General features: G+C 66.9%; 26 protein-coding genes. 24 read left to right on the top strand and 2 right to left on the bottom strand.

What is annotated here, in order from left to right; genetic code table 11:
* Positions 1–8 precede the first annotated feature (8 nt).
* Together ACWJIO_RS10790 and ACWJIO_RS10785 are read right to left on the bottom strand one after the other, a co-directional pair.
* The gene (locus tag ACWJIO_RS10790) at positions 9–1,058 is read right to left on the bottom strand and encodes a Light dependent period protein LdpA domain-containing protein (RefSeq protein ID WP_480313391.1); all 1,050 of its coding nucleotides are present in this window, start codon (positions 1,056–1,058) and stop codon (positions 9–11) included.
* A gap of 20 nt (positions 1,059–1,078) precedes the next feature.
* The gene (locus ACWJIO_RS10785; protein ID WP_480313334.1) at positions 1,079–1,543 is read right to left on the bottom strand and encodes an NAD(P)H-quinone oxidoreductase subunit N; all 465 of its coding nucleotides are present in this window, start codon (positions 1,541–1,543) and stop codon (positions 1,079–1,081) included.
* A 648-nt stretch (positions 1,544–2,191) separates the two neighbouring features.
* On the opposite strand from ACWJIO_RS10785, the gene rplC reads away from it, so the two are divergent.
* From rplC to ACWJIO_RS10665, 24 genes are all read left to right on the top strand, one after another.
* On the top strand, positions 2,192–2,839 hold the full coding sequence (gene rplC, locus ACWJIO_RS10780) for a 50S ribosomal protein L3 (RefSeq protein WP_480313333.1): 648 nt from the start codon (positions 2,192–2,194) through the stop codon (positions 2,837–2,839).
* A 14-nt stretch (positions 2,840–2,853) separates the two neighbouring features.
* A complete protein-coding gene (gene rplD / locus ACWJIO_RS10775) occupies positions 2,854–3,489 on the top strand; it encodes a 50S ribosomal protein L4 (RefSeq protein ID WP_480313332.1) in 636 nt (211 codons plus the stop codon).
* The gene (locus ACWJIO_RS10770; RefSeq protein WP_186697281.1) at positions 3,482–3,784 is read left to right on the top strand and encodes a 50S ribosomal protein L23; all 303 of its coding nucleotides are present in this window, start codon (positions 3,482–3,484) and stop codon (positions 3,782–3,784) included. The genes rplD and ACWJIO_RS10770 overlap by 8 nt, the downstream gene beginning before the upstream one ends.
* Positions 3,785–3,799: 15 nt before the next feature.
* Positions 3,800–4,663: a 50S ribosomal protein L2 gene (gene rplB / locus ACWJIO_RS10765; RefSeq protein ID WP_480313331.1), complete on the top strand. Its 864-nt coding sequence runs from the start codon at positions 3,800–3,802 to the stop codon at positions 4,661–4,663.
* 35 nt (positions 4,664–4,698) lie between these two features.
* Positions 4,699–4,974 carry a 30S ribosomal protein S19 gene (gene rpsS / locus ACWJIO_RS10760; protein ID WP_186697283.1) on the top strand — a complete coding sequence of 92 codons (276 nt, stop codon included), beginning with the start codon at positions 4,699–4,701 and terminating at the stop codon, positions 4,972–4,974.
* Between the two features lie 3 nt (positions 4,975–4,977).
* The gene (rplV, locus tag ACWJIO_RS10755; RefSeq protein WP_480313330.1) at positions 4,978–5,346 is read left to right on the top strand and encodes a 50S ribosomal protein L22; all 369 of its coding nucleotides are present in this window, start codon (positions 4,978–4,980) and stop codon (positions 5,344–5,346) included.
* A gap of 20 nt (positions 5,347–5,366) precedes the next feature.
* The gene (gene rpsC, locus ACWJIO_RS10750; protein ID WP_186697285.1) at positions 5,367–6,095 is read left to right on the top strand and encodes a 30S ribosomal protein S3; all 729 of its coding nucleotides are present in this window, start codon (positions 5,367–5,369) and stop codon (positions 6,093–6,095) included.
* A gap of 16 nt (positions 6,096–6,111) precedes the next feature.
* Positions 6,112–6,603, top strand: a complete 492-nt coding sequence (rplP, locus tag ACWJIO_RS10745) for a 50S ribosomal protein L16 (RefSeq protein ID WP_480313329.1) — start codon at positions 6,112–6,114, stop codon at positions 6,601–6,603.
* Positions 6,604–6,605: 2 nt separating this feature from the next.
* Complete coding sequence (gene rpmC / locus ACWJIO_RS10740; protein ID WP_480313328.1) at positions 6,606–6,830, top strand: 50S ribosomal protein L29; 225 nt, start codon at positions 6,606–6,608, stop codon at positions 6,828–6,830.
* 17 nt (positions 6,831–6,847) lie between these two features.
* Positions 6,848–7,099 carry a 30S ribosomal protein S17 gene (rpsQ, locus tag ACWJIO_RS10735; protein WP_480313327.1) on the top strand — a complete coding sequence of 84 codons (252 nt, stop codon included), beginning with the start codon at positions 6,848–6,850 and terminating at the stop codon, positions 7,097–7,099.
* A 13-nt stretch (positions 7,100–7,112) separates the two neighbouring features.
* Complete coding sequence (rplN, locus tag ACWJIO_RS10730) at positions 7,113–7,478, top strand: 50S ribosomal protein L14 (RefSeq protein WP_087068059.1); 366 nt, start codon at positions 7,113–7,115, stop codon at positions 7,476–7,478.
* A gap of 2 nt (positions 7,479–7,480) precedes the next feature.
* On the top strand, positions 7,481–7,837 hold the full coding sequence (gene rplX / locus ACWJIO_RS10725; RefSeq protein WP_480313326.1) for a 50S ribosomal protein L24: 357 nt from the start codon (positions 7,481–7,483) through the stop codon (positions 7,835–7,837).
* A gap of 70 nt (positions 7,838–7,907) precedes the next feature.
* The gene (gene rplE / locus ACWJIO_RS10720) at positions 7,908–8,447 is read left to right on the top strand and encodes a 50S ribosomal protein L5 (RefSeq protein WP_480313325.1); all 540 of its coding nucleotides are present in this window, start codon (positions 7,908–7,910) and stop codon (positions 8,445–8,447) included.
* A gap of 20 nt (positions 8,448–8,467) precedes the next feature.
* Positions 8,468–8,869: a 30S ribosomal protein S8 gene (gene rpsH, locus ACWJIO_RS10715; protein ID WP_480313324.1), complete on the top strand. Its 402-nt coding sequence runs from the start codon at positions 8,468–8,470 to the stop codon at positions 8,867–8,869.
* A gap of 16 nt (positions 8,870–8,885) precedes the next feature.
* A complete protein-coding gene (gene rplF, locus ACWJIO_RS10710) occupies positions 8,886–9,425 on the top strand; it encodes a 50S ribosomal protein L6 (RefSeq protein WP_480313323.1) in 540 nt (179 codons plus the stop codon).
* A gap of 32 nt (positions 9,426–9,457) precedes the next feature.
* A complete protein-coding gene (gene rplR, locus ACWJIO_RS10705) occupies positions 9,458–9,823 on the top strand; it encodes a 50S ribosomal protein L18 (RefSeq protein ID WP_480313322.1) in 366 nt (121 codons plus the stop codon).
* A 14-nt stretch (positions 9,824–9,837) separates the two neighbouring features.
* Complete coding sequence (rpsE, locus tag ACWJIO_RS10700) at positions 9,838–10,494, top strand: 30S ribosomal protein S5 (RefSeq protein ID WP_480313321.1); 657 nt, start codon at positions 9,838–9,840, stop codon at positions 10,492–10,494.
* Positions 10,495–10,504: 10 nt separating this feature from the next.
* Positions 10,505–10,954, top strand: coding sequence for a 50S ribosomal protein L15 (gene rplO, locus ACWJIO_RS10695; RefSeq protein WP_480313320.1), 450 nt, complete (start codon positions 10,505–10,507; stop codon positions 10,952–10,954).
* A gap of 151 nt (positions 10,955–11,105) precedes the next feature.
* A complete protein-coding gene (gene secY, locus ACWJIO_RS10690) occupies positions 11,106–12,425 on the top strand; it encodes a preprotein translocase subunit SecY (RefSeq protein ID WP_186697296.1) in 1,320 nt (439 codons plus the stop codon).
* Positions 12,426–12,475: 50 nt separating this feature from the next.
* Positions 12,476–13,036 (top strand): adenylate kinase, encoded by a 561-nt coding sequence (locus tag ACWJIO_RS10685; RefSeq protein ID WP_480313319.1) that lies wholly within the window; start codon positions 12,476–12,478, stop codon positions 13,034–13,036.
* Between the two features lie 80 nt (positions 13,037–13,116).
* A complete protein-coding gene (rpmJ, locus tag ACWJIO_RS10680; protein ID WP_006173336.1) occupies positions 13,117–13,230 on the top strand; it encodes a 50S ribosomal protein L36 in 114 nt (37 codons plus the stop codon).
* A 126-nt stretch (positions 13,231–13,356) separates the two neighbouring features.
* Entirely contained in the window at positions 13,357–13,722 is a 366-nt protein-coding gene (gene rpsM, locus ACWJIO_RS10675; protein WP_186697298.1) for a 30S ribosomal protein S13, read from the top strand.
* A gap of 192 nt (positions 13,723–13,914) precedes the next feature.
* Complete coding sequence (rpsK, locus tag ACWJIO_RS10670; protein WP_186697299.1) at positions 13,915–14,307, top strand: 30S ribosomal protein S11; 393 nt, start codon at positions 13,915–13,917, stop codon at positions 14,305–14,307.
* A 58-nt stretch (positions 14,308–14,365) separates the two neighbouring features.
* Complete coding sequence (locus ACWJIO_RS10665) at positions 14,366–15,304, top strand: DNA-directed RNA polymerase subunit alpha (RefSeq protein ID WP_480313318.1); 939 nt, start codon at positions 14,366–14,368, stop codon at positions 15,302–15,304.
* Positions 15,305–15,309 lie beyond the last annotated feature (5 nt).

Below are 15,309 nucleotides of genomic sequence, written 5' to 3'. Positions count from 1 at the left end.
GGCGGGGGTCAAGGGCTCGGAGAAGGGCACCGCAAAGGCTGTGGGCAGGTCTGTGGGCTTGTTCGTTCTAGCCAGGGCACCACCAGCGAGCGGGCCAGCTGAAGTGCTTCGGGCAGGAGTTCCGGCAGGGCCAGCAGCGAACGGCCCTGTCGCTGGGCCTCCTGCAGCAGCGGCTGCAACAGCCGCCGCGCCACACCGCCGAAGGCCACGCCGGCACAGCCGCGGGCCAGGGCCGGCTGCCGCTCCAGCAGGGTCAGGGTGGCGCCGTTGGTGCCTCCGGCCAGCTGCAGGGGGCCCGGGGGCAGCTGCCCCTGCCAGCGCCGCAGCAAGGCCACGGCGGCATGGGCCGTGCCCTGGCCCAGATCACCGCTCATCGGGCGGCCATCCAGTTGCCAGAGGGGCGCAAAGCCGCAGGAGCGCAGGGCCCCATAGCGCTGCCACAGCTCCCGGGCGGTGAGGTCGCCGGCGGCACTCACCGCCAGCCGCCGCAGCGGCACACCGCTGGCCCTCAGCTGCTCCAGCCTCTCCTGAAAGCCCTGCAGGCGCCCCGGCTGGGTGTGGAGTTCCACGGCATCGGGCGCCAGCTGGCGCAGCAGGGGCGCCACCGCAGCGGCCTCCAGCACCTGGCTGCGTTCTTCGATCAGCCCATGGGGGCAGGCGGGCAGGCAGCGGCCGCAGCCGTAGCAGCGGGCGTCCAGCACCCCGGCGGCACCGGTGGCCGCCTCGCCGATGGCCAGGGCAGGACAGATCCGCTCGCAGGGGCGGGGGCAGTCAGCCGGGCAGGCGCCGGGATCGAACCAGGCCTTGCGGAAGTGGGGGTCGGCGCCGTCGCTGAAGCTCAGCATCAGCCAGGGACGCCGGGCGCCGTGGCGGTCGGCCCAGTCGAGCCCCCGACGGGCCGCCGCCACGACGGCCGGGTCCGCGGCCACGTCCACGCAGTGGACCCCGGCCAGGGCGTAGAGCCCGGCCAGGTCTTCGATGGCGGCCAGATCGTGATTGCTGGCGCCGCCGATCCACTTGACCCAGCGCCCCTGGCGCAGGGCCGCGTCCGGGGTCAGGGCCAGGCCTGGAGGGGAGCTCAGGCCGCCACCAGCAACTGCTCCAGGGGCTGCCAACGCAGCTCCCGGGCACCACCCATTTCCACCACGATGCGCAGCCGCGGCTCCCGCCGGGTGATGTCGATCAGGGAACTCAGCTCCCCTGAGGAGAGCACCTTGCCCTCCAGGAGCCAGAGCAGGATGGGGCCGCTGCCCTCCAGAAGGCTGCCCAGCTGGGGCATCACCCGATGCACCTCGCCTACCGCCGCTGCTCGCCCCACACTCTGGTGACCCAGGTGGGGCGGGCGCACGCCGTGCAGCTGCATCAGGAACGCCTCCGGATCGCCGAGCCCACGGGCTGAGGTGATCTGAGCGCGGTAGCCGGCGGCCCTAAGCCGGCGCATCAGGCGCGTTTCGGCTCCTCCCTCCAGGGGTGCGAACAGGGCAAGGGCCCCTGCTTTTTCGAGATCCTGCCGGAATCCGCGACCGGAGAGCAGCAGTGGCATGGTGAGATCGGCTCAGGCTCGCCGCAAGTTTGACAGCCCCAGCCCCGTTCCGGTCCAGGAGCCAAGGCTCGGCAGGCCAGGAATCGCGGCCGCAGCACCTCACGAACACCTCAGGGCAGCCGCTGACACACCGCCGTCGGGATCCGACCGGCCGCCGGTTCATCAGGGGTAAGCCAAGCCATGGGTTACATTTGATCGCTGTGCTTCGCATCCGTGCCCGTCCGCTAGCCGGGCCTCCGGATCTCTGCACCAGATCATCAGTGGTGATGATCTCTCCGGCCAGTGCGGATTGTTCGGGTCTCGATGTCAGGTTCCAGCCTGCACCACGATCCTCCGAACCACCCGCCGGGAAACTTCCTGAACGCGCCAGCCCCTCCCCGGAGTGCGGCCAGTCCGGTCCAGGCCAGTCCCAGCCGCGCTGAACAGAGTCCGCTCTGTCTCGCTAGCGCCCTGACCTTCGTGATCCGGGCATCCCATCACCTGGTGCTGTTCTCCTTCGGGTGAACCGGCAACAGCTGTCTACTCAAGGCAGCCAGGCCGATGGCGATCCCAGGCCGGAACTTTCAAGGCCCAGCCAGACCACCGCCACCTCTGCCTCAGCTTCACCGGACTCGTCCGGTGGTCCAGCTGGCGTTGACTCCCTACCTAATGTCCATCGGCATTCTTGGGAAGAAACTGGGCATGTCCCAGTTCTTCGACGAGGCAGGCAAGTCCATCCCGGTCACCGTGATCGAGGCTGGCCCCTGCCGCATCACCCAACTCAAATCCTGCAGCACGGACGGCTACACCGCCGTGCAGCTCGGCTTCGGCGACATCCGCGAGAAGTTGGTCAATAAGCCCGCCAAGGGCCACCTTGCCAAGTCTGGCGAGGACGTTCTCCGCCATCTCAAGGAGTACCGGGTCGACAGTCTCGATGGGCTGGAGCTCGGCGCTGTCGTCTCTGTCTCCGCCTTCGAGGCGGGCCAGAAGGTCGACGTGAGTGGCGACACCATGGGCCGGGGCTTCTCCGGTTACCAGAAGCGTCATGGCTTCAGCCGCGGTCCGATGACCCACGGCTCCAAGAACCACCGCGAGCCAGGCTCCACCGGCGCCGGCACCACGCCTGGCCGCATCTACCCGGGCAAGCGCATGGCGGGTCGCTACGGCGGCAAACAGATCACCACCCGCGGCCTCGTGGTCCTGAAGGTGGACACCGAGCGCAACCTGCTGGTGGTGAAGGGGTCCGTGCCCGGCAAGCCCGGAGCCCTGCTCAACATCTGCCCGGCGAACCGGGTGGGCGCCAAGGCCGGGAACTGAGGAGAACCGAGAACATGGCTGATTGTGTGATTCGCGACTGGCAGGGCAGGGAAGCCGGCAAGGCTGCCCTCGACCTCAAGGTCGCCAAGAAGAGTTCCGCCACCGACCTGGTGCACCGCGCCGTGGTTCGGCAACTGGCCCACGCCCGTCAGGGTACGGCCAGCACCCTGACCCGCGCCGAGGTGGCCGGTGGTGGCCGCAAGCCCTACAAGCAGAAGGGCACGGGCCGGGCCCGCCAGGGCTCGATCCGCACCCCGCTGCGGCCCGGCGGTGGCGTGATCTTCGGACCCAAGCCCCGCAGCTACAACCTGGCGATGAACCGCAAGGAGCGGCGCCTGGCCCTGCGCACCGCGCTGATGAGCCGCGTGGCCGACATCACGGTGGTCAAGGGCTTCGGCACCGACCTCGACACCCCCCGCACCAAGGAGATCACCGCGGCGCTGGGGCGGCTCGGCATCGAGGCGGACACCAAGGTGCTGGTGATCCTCGACAACCCGTCTGAAGCCGTGCGCAAGTCCGTACGCAACCTCAAGACGGTGAAGCTGATCGCCGCGGATCAGCTCAACGTGTTCGACCTGCTCCACGCCAGCACGCTGGTGCTGAGTGAGGAAGCACTCGCGAAGATTCAGGAGGTCTACGGCGATGACTGAACGTTTTGCAGGTCGGCTCGCGGATGTGATCCGCCGGCCCCTGATCACCGAGAAGGCCACCCGCGCCCTCGAGTTCAATCAGTACACCTTCGAGGTGGACCACCGGGCCGCCAAGCCTGACATCAAAGCAGCGGTGGAAGCCCTGTTCGATGTGAAGGTGCTGGGCGTCAGCACCATGAATCCGCCACGCCGCTCCCGCCGCGTCGGCCGCTTCGCTGGCAAGCGTGCCCAGGTCAAGAAAGCGGTGGTGCGCCTGGCCGAGGGCAACGCCATCCAGCTGTTCCCTGAGTCCTGAGGGGTCTGAAATCACATGGCAATCCGTAACTACCGCCCCATCACCCCCGGCACCCGCACCCGCGTGGCCAGCGACTTCACCGAAGTCACCGGCCGCGGCCGGGAACGGGGCCTGGTGGTGGCCAAACACCGCCGCAAGGGCCGCAACAACCGCGGTGTGATCACCTGCCGCCACCGCGGCGGTGGCCACAAGCGCCTCTACCGGCTGGTGGACTTCCGCCGGGACAAGCACGGTGTGACCGCCAAGGTGGCGGCCATCCACTACGACCCGCACCGCAACGCCCGGCTGGCCCTGCTCTTCTACGCCGATGGCGAGAAGCGCTACATCCTGGCCCCGGCTGGGATCGAAATCGGCCAGCAGGTGGTGTCGGGCCCCGATGCCCCGATCGAAACCGGCAATGCCCTGCCGCTCTCGTCCATCCCGCTCGGCTCCAGCGTCCACAACGTGGAGCTCTACGCCGGTCGCGGTGGCCAGATGGTGCGCACCGCCGGCGCCAGCGCCCAGGTGATGGCCAAGGAAGGTGACTACGTCGCCCTCAAGCTGCCCTCCACCGAGGTGCGCCTGGTGCGCCGCGAGTGCTACGCCACCCTCGGTGACGTGGGCAACTCCGAGGTGCGCAACACCAGCCTGGGCAAGGCCGGCCGCAAGCGCTGGCTGGGTCGCCGTCCGGAAGTGCGGGGTTCCGTCATGAACCCCTGCGACCACCCCCACGGTGGTGGCGAAGGCCGGGCGCCGATCGGTCGCTCCGGCCCTGTCACCCCCTGGGGCAAGCCGGCCCTCGGCTACAAGACCCGCAAGCGGAACAAGCCCAGCAACCGGTTTGTGCTGCGGAAACGTCGCCGCACCTCCAAGCGGAGCCGTGGCGGACGCGATTCCTGATGACCCACACCGCTTTGCCCGCCTCCTGAACCGCTATGGGACGTTCACTCAAAAAAGGTCCGTTTGTTGCCGACAGCCTGCTCAGCAAGGTTGAGAAGCAGAACGCTGCCAATGACAAGACCGTGATCAAAACCTGGTCACGGGCCTCCACGATCCTGCCGATGATGATCGGTCACACGATTGCCGTGCACAACGGCAAATCCCATGTGCCGGTTTACGTGACCGAGCAGATGGTGGGGCACAAACTTGGGGAATTCGCCCCCACCCGCACCTTCCGCGGCCACATCAAGGACAAAAAAGGAGGCCGTTGATCCATGGCTAACACTGCTCCCAACCAGGCAGCGCCCAACCAGGCCCTCGCCCACGGCCGCTACATCCGTGGCTCCGTGAGCAAGGTGCGGCGGGTGCTCGATCAGATCCGTGGCCAGAGCTACCGCGAGGCCCTGATCATGCTCGAGTTCATGCCCTTTCGCTCCACGGGCCCGATCACCAAGGTGCTCCGCAGCGCCGTGGCCAATGCCGAGCACAACCTCGGCCTCGATCCGGCCACGCTCGTGGTGATCGGGGCCACCGCTGACATGGGTCCTTCCCTGAAGCGGTTCCGCCCCCGTGCCCAGGGTCGCGCCTTCGCGATCAAGAAACAGACCTGCCACATCAGCATCGCTGTGGCCCCTTCCGCCTGACCCCCGAGGACACCGACCCGATGGGACACAAAATCCATCCAACCGGCCTGCGCCTGGGGATCACCCAGGATCACCGCTCCCGCTGGTACGCCCCAAGCAAGACCTACCCCACCCTCCTCCAGGAGGACGACCGGATCCGCAAGTTCATCCACAAGAAGTACGGCTCTGCCGGCATCTCCGATGTGTTGATCGCCCGCAAGGCCGACCAACTGGAAGTGGAGCTGAAAACGGCCCGCCCCGGCGTGCTGGTGGGCCGCCAGGGCAGCGGCATTGAGGATCTGCGCACCGGCATCCAGAAAACCGTCGGTGATGCGAGCCGCAAGGTCCGCATCAACGTGGTGGAAGTGGAGCGCGTGGACGCCGACGCCTTCCTGCTGGCCGAGTACATCGCCCAGCAGCTCGAGAAGCGCGTGGCCTTCCGCCGCGTGATCCGGATGGCTGTGCAGCGGGCCCAACGGGCCGGAGTGCTCGGCCTCAAGATCCAGGTGAGCGGCCGCCTCAACGGTGCCGAAATCGCCCGCACCGAGTGGACCCGGGAAGGCAGGGTCCCCCTGCACACCCTGCGGGCCGACATCGACTACGCCACCAAGCTGGCCAGCACCACCTACGGGGTGCTGGGCATCAAGGTGTGGGTCTTCAAAGGTGAAGTGTTGCCTGGGCAGAAGGAGCAACTGCCCGTTGGCGCCGCTCCCCGCCGCCGCACCAGTCGGCAGCCGCAACAGTTCGAAGACCGCTCGAACCAGGAGTGATCAGGAGGCCTGAACCATGCTGAGTCCAAAACGCGTCAAATTCCGTAAGCAACAGCGAGGCCGCATGCGCGGCGTCGCCACGCGCGGCAACACCATCGCCTTCGGGGATTTCGCCCTGCAGGCCCAGGAGTGCGGCTGGATCACATCCCGCCAGATTGAAGCCAGCCGCCGGGCCATGACCCGCTACGTCAAGCGGGGCGGCCAGATCTGGATCCGCATCTTCCCGGACAAGCCCGTCACCATGCGCCCTGCGGAAACCCGCATGGGATCCGGTAAGGGCAACCCGGAATTCTGGGTGGCCGTGATCAAGCCCGGCCGCATTCTCTTTGAGATGGGCGGTGCTGAGATCACCCCGGACATTGCCCGGGAGGCGATGCGCCTGGCGCAGTACAAGCTGCCCCTGAAGACCAAGTTCCTCGCCCTGGCCGACCAAGAGGCCGCGGCCGATGCCCCCCCCGCAGCGGCTGCTCCGGTGGTGGCCGAACCCGCCCATTCCGTGGAGTCCTGACCATGGCCCTTCCCGTTATCGCCGACGTGCGCAAGCTCAGCGACGGCGACCTCATCGAACAGGTCAACGCCACCCGGCGCGAGCTGTTCGACCTGCGCTTCCAGCAGGCCACCCGCCGCCTGGAACAACCGCACCGCTTCAAGGCAGCCCGCATCAAGCTGGCTCACCTGCTCACGGTGCAGAACGAGCGCAAGGGCTCCACTGCCCCAGCTGATTCAGCCTCCTGATACCCCCCGTGATCCCCATGGCACTCAAGGAAAGGGTCGGCACCGTCGTCAGCGACAAGATGGACAAGACGGTGGTGGTGGCGGTGGAAAACCGCTTCCCCCACCCCATCTATCAGAAGACGGTGAGCCGCACCAAACGCTACAAAGTCCACGACGAAGAAAACAGCTGCAAAGTCGGCGACAGGGTGCGGATCACCGAGACCCGCCCGCTCAGCCGCACCAAGCGCTGGACCGTGGCCGAGGTGTTCAACACCTCCGCCGCCTCCTGAGGAGAAACGAGCCATGATTCAACAAGAGACGTTTCTCAATGTCGCTGACAACAGCGGCGCCAAGCGCATTCAGTGCATTCGCGTGCTGGGCACCAACCGTCGCTACGCCCACGTCGGCGACGTGATTGTGGCCGCCGTCAAGGACGCCATGCCCAACATGGGTGTGAAGAAATCGGATGTGGTGAAGGCCGTGGTGGTGCGCACCAGGGCCACCCTGCGCCGCGACACCGGCAATGCCATCCGCTTCGATGACAACGCCGCCGTGATCCTCGGCAACGAGAACAACCCGAAGGGCACACGGGTGTTCGGCCCGGTGGCCCGGGAACTGCGTGAACGCAATTTCACCAAGATTGTGTCCCTCGCTCCGGAGGTGATCTGACCATGGCCACCGCAACGCCAAAATCCAAGCCCGCCGAGCGCATCAAAATGCGTCTCAAGAAGGGCGATACCGTGCAGGTGATCAGCGGCAAGGACAAGGGCAAAACCGGAGAGGTTCTGCGCACCCTGCCCTACGACAACCGCGTGGTGGTTCAGGGAATCAACCTGCGCACCCGCCATGTCAAGCCCACCCAGGAGGGCGAGACCGGGCGCATCGTCACGGAGGAAGCCTCGCTGCATGCCTCCAACGTGATGCTGTATTCCACCAGTAAGAACGTGGCCAGCCGCGTCGAGATCGTGGTGGACAAAGACGGCACCAAAAAGCGCCGCCTCAAGAAAACAGGCGAGCTTCTCGACTGACCCGCCAGCCCTGCTCCCGTGTTCCCTCCGCCTTCTGACCCAGCCCAGAAGCGCAACCTCTTCCCCCGCCATGTCCCTCAAACAGCGCTACCGGGAGACGATTCAACCCAAACTCCTCAAGGATCTGAATCTCTCCAACGTCCACGAAGTCCCGAAGGTGGTGAAGGTCACCCTCAACCGGGGCCTGGGTGAAGCCGCCCAGAACGCCAAGGCCCTCGAGGCCTCGATCACGGAACTGGCCACCATCACCGGTCAGAAAGTGGTGGTGACCCGGGCCAAGAAGGCGATTGCCGGCTTCAAGATCCGCCAGGGCATGCCCATCGGCGTCGCCGTCACCCTGAGGGGAGAGCGCATGTATGCCTTCCTGGAGCGCCTGATCAATCTGGCCTTGCCCCGCATCCGCGACTTCCGCGGTGTGAGCCCGAAGAGCTTCGACGGCCGTGGCAACTACACCCTGGGAATTCGTGAGCAGATCATTTTCCCTGAAATCTCGTTCGAGAAGATCGATGCGATCCGTGGCATGGACGTGACGATCGTGACCAGCGCCCGTAACGACGAAGAGGGCCGGGCCCTCCTCCGCGAGATGGGAATGCCGTTCCGCAGCAACTGAGCCCTCTTCGGACCTGACCCATGGCCAATCACGACCCCATTTCCGACATGCTCACCCGCATCCGCAATGCGAGTGAGAAGCGTCACGAGACCACCAAGATCCCGGCCTCCCGCCTGCTCCGCAGCATTGCCAATGTGCTGCAGCAGGAAGGCTTCATCGCTGCCATCAGCGAGGAAGGCGAAGGGGTGTTGCGCCACATCGTGGTCGAACTCAAGTACAGCGGTAAGCACCGCCAACCGACCATCCGCTCCGTCCAGCGGGTCAGCAAGCCTGGCCTTCGCATCTACAAGAACAATCGTCAGCTGCCCAAGGTGCTGGGCGGCCTCGGTGTGGCCATCATCTCCACCTCCAAGGGAGTGATGAGCGACCGTGACGCCCGCAAGCAGGGCGTGGGTGGCGAAGTGCTCTGCTACGTCTACTGATCAGGGAGATCGACTCATGTCACGTATTGGTAAAGCGCCCATCCCCGTGCCCGACAAGGTCACCGTCACCCTCAAGGGGCTCGACGTGACCGTGAAGGGCCCCAAGGGGGAACTCAACCGCACCCTGCCCGAGGGGGTGTCGATCAGCCAGGACGGCGGCCTCATCATGGTGAGCCCCACCGGAGTGAGCCGCCTCTGCCGCGAGCGCCACGGCCTCTGCCGCACCCTGGTGGCCAACATGGTGGAAGGGGTGAGCCAGGGCTTCAGCCGCAAGCTCGAGATCGTCGGCGTGGGCTACCGCGCCGCCCTCCAGGGCAAAAAGCTGGTGGTCTCCGCCGGCTACAGCCACCAGGTTGAGATGGTGCCCCCCGACGGGGTCTCCTTTGCGGTCGAGGGCACCACCACCGTGGTGGTGTCTGGTGCCAACAAGGAACTGGTGGGCAACGAAGCCGCCAAGGTCCGCGCCATCCGTCCTCCCGAGCCCTACAAGGGCAAGGGCATCAAGTACGCGGGCGAGCGCATCCTGCGCAAGGCCGGTAAGACCGGTAAGAAATGAGGTCTGCCTGAGCGTCGTTACTCTGTATTGCCATGTCATCCCTCTCCCGCAAACAACAGACCCAGAAGCGTCATCGCCGTCTGCGTCGCCAGCTCAACGGCACCGCCGAGCGTCCGCGCCTGGCTGTGTTCCGCTCCAACAACCACATCTACGCCCAGGTCATCGACGACGGGGCCCAGAGCACCCTCTGCTCGGCCTCCACGGTGGACAAGGAGCTGCGCCCCAGCGTCACCACCGCCGCCACCTGCGATGCCTCGGTAGCGGTGGGCCAGCTCGTGGCCAAGCGCGCCCTGGCCAAGGGCATTTCCCAGGTGGTCTTCGATCGCGGCGGCAACCTTTACCACGGCCGGGTCAAGGCCCTGGCTGACGCCGCCCGGGAAGCGGGCCTTCAGTTCTGATCCCGACTTTCACCATGACCGAAACCAACGAACAAGTTCAATCCACCGGTGCCGTGCCCGCAGCAGCCGGAGTTCCCGCGGCCGCCGAGGGTCAGCAGGAGCGCCGCGGCGGCGGTGGCCGGGGCGATGGCCGCGGTGACCGCCGCGGCGGTGGCCGGGGGCGCGACAACCGTCGCGGCCAGGAGCGTGATTCCGAATGGCAGGAGCGGGTGGTGCAGATCCGCCGCGTCTCCAAGACCGTCAAAGGCGGCAAGAAGATGAGCTTCCGGGCCATCGTCGTGGTGGGCAACGAAAAGGGCCAGGTGGGCGTGGGCGTCGGCAAGGCCGGCGACGTGATCGGCGCCGTGCGCAAGGGCGTAGCCGATGGCAAGAAGCACCTGGTGAAGGTGCCCCTCACCCGTTCCAACTCGATTCCCACCCTCAGCAATGGCCGCGATGGCGCCGCCAGCGTGCTGATCCGGCCCGCCGCTCCAGGCACCGGGGTGATTGCGGGTGGTTCAATTCGCACCGTGCTGGAGCTGGCCGGCATCAAGAACGTGCTGGCCAAGCGCCTCGGCTCCAAGACGCCGCTCAACAACGCCCGCGCCGCCATGGAAGCCCTCTCGGGCCTCCGCACCCACAAGGAGACCGCCAAGGAGCGGGGCATCTCCCTTGAGCAGATCTACTCCTGAGGCCCTTCCGATGAGCATCACTCTCCAATCCCTCAAAGCCAACCCCGGCGCCCGGCGCCGCAAGCTCCGCAAGGGTCGGGGCATCGCCGCGGGTCAGGGCGCCAGCTGCGGCTTCGGTATGAGGGGCCAGAAATCCCGCTCGGGCCGGCCCACCCGTCCCGGCTTCGAGGGCGGCCAGATGCCCCTCTACCGGCGGGTGCCCAAGCTCAAGCACTTTGAACTGATCAACCGCAAGGAATTCACGGTGCTCAACGTGGCCCGGCTGGCCGACTGCGCCGCCGGCAGCACGGTGAACCTCGACACCCTGGTCAAGGCCGGCATCGTCACCAGCCCCAAGCACCCGCTGAAGGTGCTCGGCAATGGTGATCTTGGCGTGAAGCTCACGGTGCAGGCCTCCGCCTTCACCGCCAGCGCCCGGGCCAAGATCGAGGCCGCCGGTGGCAGTTGCGAGATCATCTGAGCGCCCTGCCCGGCGGCGGCCCCACGGGTCGCACAAGCCTCCGCCCTAGGGTCTGAGCCGTCCACCGGAATGCGGTGGACGGCTTTTTGATGATGACCCTCTGACCCCTGGCTTGCCCAGGCCGCCCTGCCCCCTTTTCCAGCCAACCACCATGCTTCTCAGTCGGGGACGCAACCCCAGCGCCGGTGAGATCCTCACCCAGCTGATCCAGTCCAAAGGCCTGCGCGACAGGGTGCTCACCACCCTGGGGCTGCTGCTGCTGGTGCGGCTGGGGATCTACATCCCCGTGCCCGGCATCGACCGGGTGGCCTTTCAGGAGTTTCTGGCCCAGGGCGGCCAGCTGATCGGCTTCCTCGACATCTTCACCGGCGGGGGGCTCTCCACCCTGGGCATCTTCGCCCTGGGCATCCTGCCCTTCATCAACGCCTCGATCATCATTCAGCTGCTCACGGCAGCCTTGCCCCAGCTTGAAGACCTGCAGAAGAACGAGGGGGAGGCCGGGCGCCGCAAGATTGCCCAGATCACCCGTTACGTGGCCCTGGGCTGGGGCATTCTCCAGAGCACGGTGTTTGCCCTGATCCTGCGCCAGTACGCCACCGAAGGGCTCTCGGAGCCGGTGTTCGTGATCCAGACAGCCCTGGCCCTGGTGACCGGTTCGATGATCGTGATGTGGATCAGCGAGGTGATCACCGAGCGGGGCATCGGCCAGGGAGCCTCCCTGGTGATCTTCGTGAACATCGTGGCCACCCTGCCGCGGGCCCTGGGCTCCACCATCGAGCTGGCCCAGAGCGGCGACCGCAGCACCGTGGGCGGCATTGTGGTGCTGGTGGTGGTGTTCCTGCTCACGATCGTGGGCATCATCTTCGTTCAGGAGGGCAACAGGCGCATCCCGATCGTGAGCGCCAAGCGCCAGGTGGGGGGCACCAACCTGCTGGCGGCGCGCCAGAGCTACCTGCCCCTGAAGCTGAATGCAGGCGGCGTGATGCCGATCATCTTCGCCTCCGCCGTGGTGTTCCTTCCTCTCACGATTGCCAACCTCACCCGCAGCCCCTGGCTGATCCAGCTGGCCAGCTCGCTCAATCCCAACAGCAGCACACCGTGGCTCTACGCCCTGGTGTTCTTCGGGCTGATCGTGGGCTTCTCCTTCTTCTATGCCTCGCTCACCGTCAACCCGGTGGACATCGCCAGCAATCTGAAGCGCGGCGGCGTGGCCGTGCCGGGGGTGCGGCCAGGCTCGGCCACCGCCACCTACCTCGGCGGTGTGCAGAACCGGCTCACCCTGCTGGGGGCCCTGTTCCTCGGGGCCGTGGCGATCATTCCCTCGGCCGTTGAGGGCGCCACCCAGGTGCGCACCTTCCAGGGGCTGGGCGCCACCTCCCTGCTGATCCTGGTGGGCGTGGCGATCGACACCGCCAAGCAGGTGCAGACCTACGTGATCTCCCAGCGCTACGAAGGGATGGTGCGTCAGTAGGACCTACCCCAGCCCCCCGACTTCCAGACCTTCCTCCCCACCGACCTGCCATGAAGCAACGACTCCTGTTCCTCGGCCCGCCCGGCGCCGGCAAGGGCACCCAGGCCGAGCAGCTGGCCAGCGGGCGGCAGCTGCTCCACCTCTCCACCGGAGACCTGCTGCGGGGGGAGGTGACGGCCGCCACGGCCCTCGGCCAGCAGGCCGAGGCGGTGATGGCCCGCGGCGAACTGGTGAGCGATGCCCTCGTGCTGGCGATCGTGCGCAGCCGTCTGGAACGCCAGGCGGAGGAGGGGGGCTCCGGCTGGCTCCTGGACGGCTTTCCCCGCAACCTGGCCCAGGCTGAAGCCCTGGAAACCCTGCTTACGGAGCTCGGCCAGCAGATCGAGCTCGTGGTGCTGCTGGAGCTTGAGGACGGCGTGCTGCTGCAGCGCCTGCTCAGCCGCGGGCGCGCCGATGACAACGAGGAGGTGATCCGCCATCGCCTCGAGGTCTACCGCGAGCAGACGGCTCCCCTGATCCGTTACTACCAAGAAAAGGGCCTGCTCCAGGGCGTCGATGCCAGCGGCAGCGTTGAGGCCATCGCCGCCAGGATCACCGCCCTGCTGGACTGAGCTCTGCCTGGAGGATCAGCTGCTGGTGGTTGACCGCTGTGATACGGTGGCGGTTTGCAAAATCGGAGAGCACAACGCCCATGAAGGTGCGTGCCTCAGTCAAGAAGATGTGCGACAAGTGCCGGGTGATCCGTCGCCACGGCCGGGTGATGGTGATCTGCACCAATCCCAAGCACAAGCAGCGCCAGGGCTGATCCAGCCCAGGCATGGCCTCAGCCGGGGCCACTGCATCACGCCCGCCTCAGCAGCGGGCCTCCCCTGGGCCTGCCCGGGGGCACCTGCCCCAGGCGGGTACCTCTGACCCTTGAATCGTTTCCTACGTGGCTCGGATTGCCGGCGTCGATATCCCTCGCGACAAGCGGGTTGAGATCGCTCTCACCTATGTGTATGGCATCGGGCTCACCCGTGCCCAGAAGATCCTCGCCAAGACCGGCGTGAGCCCGGACATCCGGGTCAAGGATCTCAGCGACGCCGATGTGCAGAAACTGCGCGGCGCCGCCGAGACCTTCACCCTTGAAGGCGACCTGCGCCGGCAGGAGGGCATGGCCCTCAAGCGTCTGCAGGACATCGGCTGCCTGCGGGGGCGTCGCCACCGCATGGGTCTGCCGGTGCGCGGCCAGCGCACCCGCACCAATGCCCGCACCCGCCGCGGTGCCCGCAAGACCGTGGCAGGCAAGAAGAAGTAAGCCAGGCCGGCAGGCCTGGTTCAGGTTCTGCCGTCCGAGCACCCAGGCCCTGCCGCCGAGCACCGTCCCGAGCCGTCTTCCGAGCGGCTCGTGGCCTCCCCCGCATTCCGCCGGGTGGCCTTCACCGCTCAGGCGTCACCAGGGTCTGCCCCCGTTCCCCGATCACCTCCTGCTGCAGCAGGCCTCTCCACCATGGCAAAGCCAGCCAAGAAAACGGGCCCCAAGAAGGCCAAGCGCAACGTGCCCAATGGCGTTGCCCATATCCAGAGCACCTTCAACAACACCATCGTGTCGATCTCCGACACCGCCGGTGAGGTGATCTCCTGGAGTTCTGCCGGTGCCAGCGGCTTCAAGGGGGCTCGTAAAGGCACTCCCTTCGCCGCCCAGACCGCAGCCGAAGCGGCCGCGCGCCGCGCCCTGGAGCAGGGCATGCGCCAGATCGAGGTGCTGGTGCGCGGTCCTGGCTCCGGCCGCGAGACCGCCATCCGCGCCCTGCAGGTGGCAGGCCTGGAGATCACCCTGATTCGCGACGTGACCCCCCTGCCCCACAACGGCTGCCGGCGTGCCAAGCGCCGCCGCGTCTGATTCGTCGCCCCGTCCCCTCCCTGGGGAGCTTCCGCCCAACCTTCCGACTGTTCAGACCGTGCTGCACTACCAAATCGACCGGATCGAGCATCAGGTCTCCGACGACCGGGCTCAGACCGGTGTCTTCCTGATCGGCCCCCTGGACCGCGGGCAGGCCACCACCCTGGGCAACGCCCTGAGGCGGGTGCTGATCGGCGGCCTGGAGGGGAGTGCCATCACAGCCGTGCGCATCTCCGGCGTCAACCACGAATACGCCACCGTGCCCGGCGTGCGCGAGGACGTGCTCGACATGCTGCTCAACTGCAAGCAGGTGGCGGTGAGCAGCCGCAGCCGTGACCTGGAAATCGGTCGCCTGGTGGTGAACGGCCCCAGCACCGTGACAGCCGCTGATCTGCAGTTCTCCTCCCAGGTGCAGGTGATCGATCCCGACCGCCTGATCGCCACCGTGGCCGAAGGCTTCAGCCTCGAGATGGAGGTGCACGTGGAACGGGGGGTCGGCTACCGCCCGGTGGATCGCCATAACGAGGACACCAGCGCCATCGATCTGCTGCAGATCGATGCCGTGTTCAAGCCGGTCAACCGCGTCAACTACACCGTCGATGAGACGGCCGTGGGCGAGGGCGGCTCGGCCCGCGAGCGGCTGCGGCTCGAGATCGAGACCAACGGCAGCGTCACCCCGGACGACGCCATGGCCCAGGCGGCCAACCAGCTGATCGCCCTGTTCCAGCCCCTGGCCACCCTGAGCGTGGTCGAGGAGCCGGGTCATGAACCCGAGCCTTCCGCCGAAGCCCAGATTCCGCTCGAAGAGCTCAACCTCTCCGTGCGGGCCTACAACTGCCTCAAGCGTGCCCAGGTCAACTCCGTGTCCGACCTGATGGGCTTCAGCTATGAAGACCTGCTGGAGATCAAGAACTTCGGCTCCAAGTCTGCCGATGAGGTGATCGAAGCGCTGGAGCGCATCGGCATCACCCTGCCCCAGAGCCGTACCAGCGCCTGAACGGC

The organism is Paraciimarium castrense LEGE 11436 (genome assembly GCF_056633055.1).
Note: the sequence above shows the minus strand (reverse complement) of the source record. Positions and strands in the feature narration are given on the sequence as shown.

Bases quoted from the DNA above. Each gene is read 5' to 3' on its own strand.
- ACWJIO_RS10785 (WP_480313334.1), bottom strand. From the start codon at position 1,543: ATGCCACTGCTGCTCTCCGGTCGCGGATTCCGGCAGGATCTCGAAAAA.
- rplC (WP_480313333.1), top strand. From the start codon at position 2,192: ATGTCCATCGGCATTCTTGGGAAGAAACTGGGCATGTCCCAGTTCTTC.
- rplD (WP_480313332.1), top strand. From the start codon at position 2,854: ATGGCTGATTGTGTGATTCGCGACTGGCAGGGCAGGGAAGCCGGCAAG.
- ACWJIO_RS10770 (WP_186697281.1), top strand. From the start codon at position 3,482: ATGACTGAACGTTTTGCAGGTCGGCTCGCGGATGTGATCCGCCGGCCC.
- rplB (WP_480313331.1), top strand. From the start codon at position 3,800: ATGGCAATCCGTAACTACCGCCCCATCACCCCCGGCACCCGCACCCGC.
- rpsS (WP_186697283.1), top strand. From the start codon at position 4,699: ATGGGACGTTCACTCAAAAAAGGTCCGTTTGTTGCCGACAGCCTGCTC.
- rplV (WP_480313330.1), top strand. From the start codon at position 4,978: ATGGCTAACACTGCTCCCAACCAGGCAGCGCCCAACCAGGCCCTCGCC.
- rpsC (WP_186697285.1), top strand. From the start codon at position 5,367: ATGGGACACAAAATCCATCCAACCGGCCTGCGCCTGGGGATCACCCAG.
- rplP (WP_480313329.1), top strand. From the start codon at position 6,112: ATGCTGAGTCCAAAACGCGTCAAATTCCGTAAGCAACAGCGAGGCCGC.
- rpmC (WP_480313328.1), top strand. From the start codon at position 6,606: ATGGCCCTTCCCGTTATCGCCGACGTGCGCAAGCTCAGCGACGGCGAC.
- rpsQ (WP_480313327.1), top strand. From the start codon at position 6,848: ATGGCACTCAAGGAAAGGGTCGGCACCGTCGTCAGCGACAAGATGGAC.
- rplN (WP_087068059.1), top strand. From the start codon at position 7,113: ATGATTCAACAAGAGACGTTTCTCAATGTCGCTGACAACAGCGGCGCC.
- rplX (WP_480313326.1), top strand. From the start codon at position 7,481: ATGGCCACCGCAACGCCAAAATCCAAGCCCGCCGAGCGCATCAAAATG.
- rplE (WP_480313325.1), top strand. From the start codon at position 7,908: ATGTCCCTCAAACAGCGCTACCGGGAGACGATTCAACCCAAACTCCTC.
- rpsH (WP_480313324.1), top strand. From the start codon at position 8,468: ATGGCCAATCACGACCCCATTTCCGACATGCTCACCCGCATCCGCAAT.
- rplF (WP_480313323.1), top strand. From the start codon at position 8,886: ATGTCACGTATTGGTAAAGCGCCCATCCCCGTGCCCGACAAGGTCACC.
- rplR (WP_480313322.1), top strand. From the start codon at position 9,458: ATGTCATCCCTCTCCCGCAAACAACAGACCCAGAAGCGTCATCGCCGT.
- rpsE (WP_480313321.1), top strand. From the start codon at position 9,838: ATGACCGAAACCAACGAACAAGTTCAATCCACCGGTGCCGTGCCCGCA.
- rplO (WP_480313320.1), top strand. From the start codon at position 10,505: ATGAGCATCACTCTCCAATCCCTCAAAGCCAACCCCGGCGCCCGGCGC.
- secY (WP_186697296.1), top strand. From the start codon at position 11,106: ATGCTTCTCAGTCGGGGACGCAACCCCAGCGCCGGTGAGATCCTCACC.
- ACWJIO_RS10685 (WP_480313319.1), top strand. From the start codon at position 12,476: ATGAAGCAACGACTCCTGTTCCTCGGCCCGCCCGGCGCCGGCAAGGGC.
- rpmJ (WP_006173336.1), top strand. From the start codon at position 13,117: ATGAAGGTGCGTGCCTCAGTCAAGAAGATGTGCGACAAGTGCCGGGTG.
- rpsK (WP_186697299.1), top strand. From the start codon at position 13,915: ATGGCAAAGCCAGCCAAGAAAACGGGCCCCAAGAAGGCCAAGCGCAAC.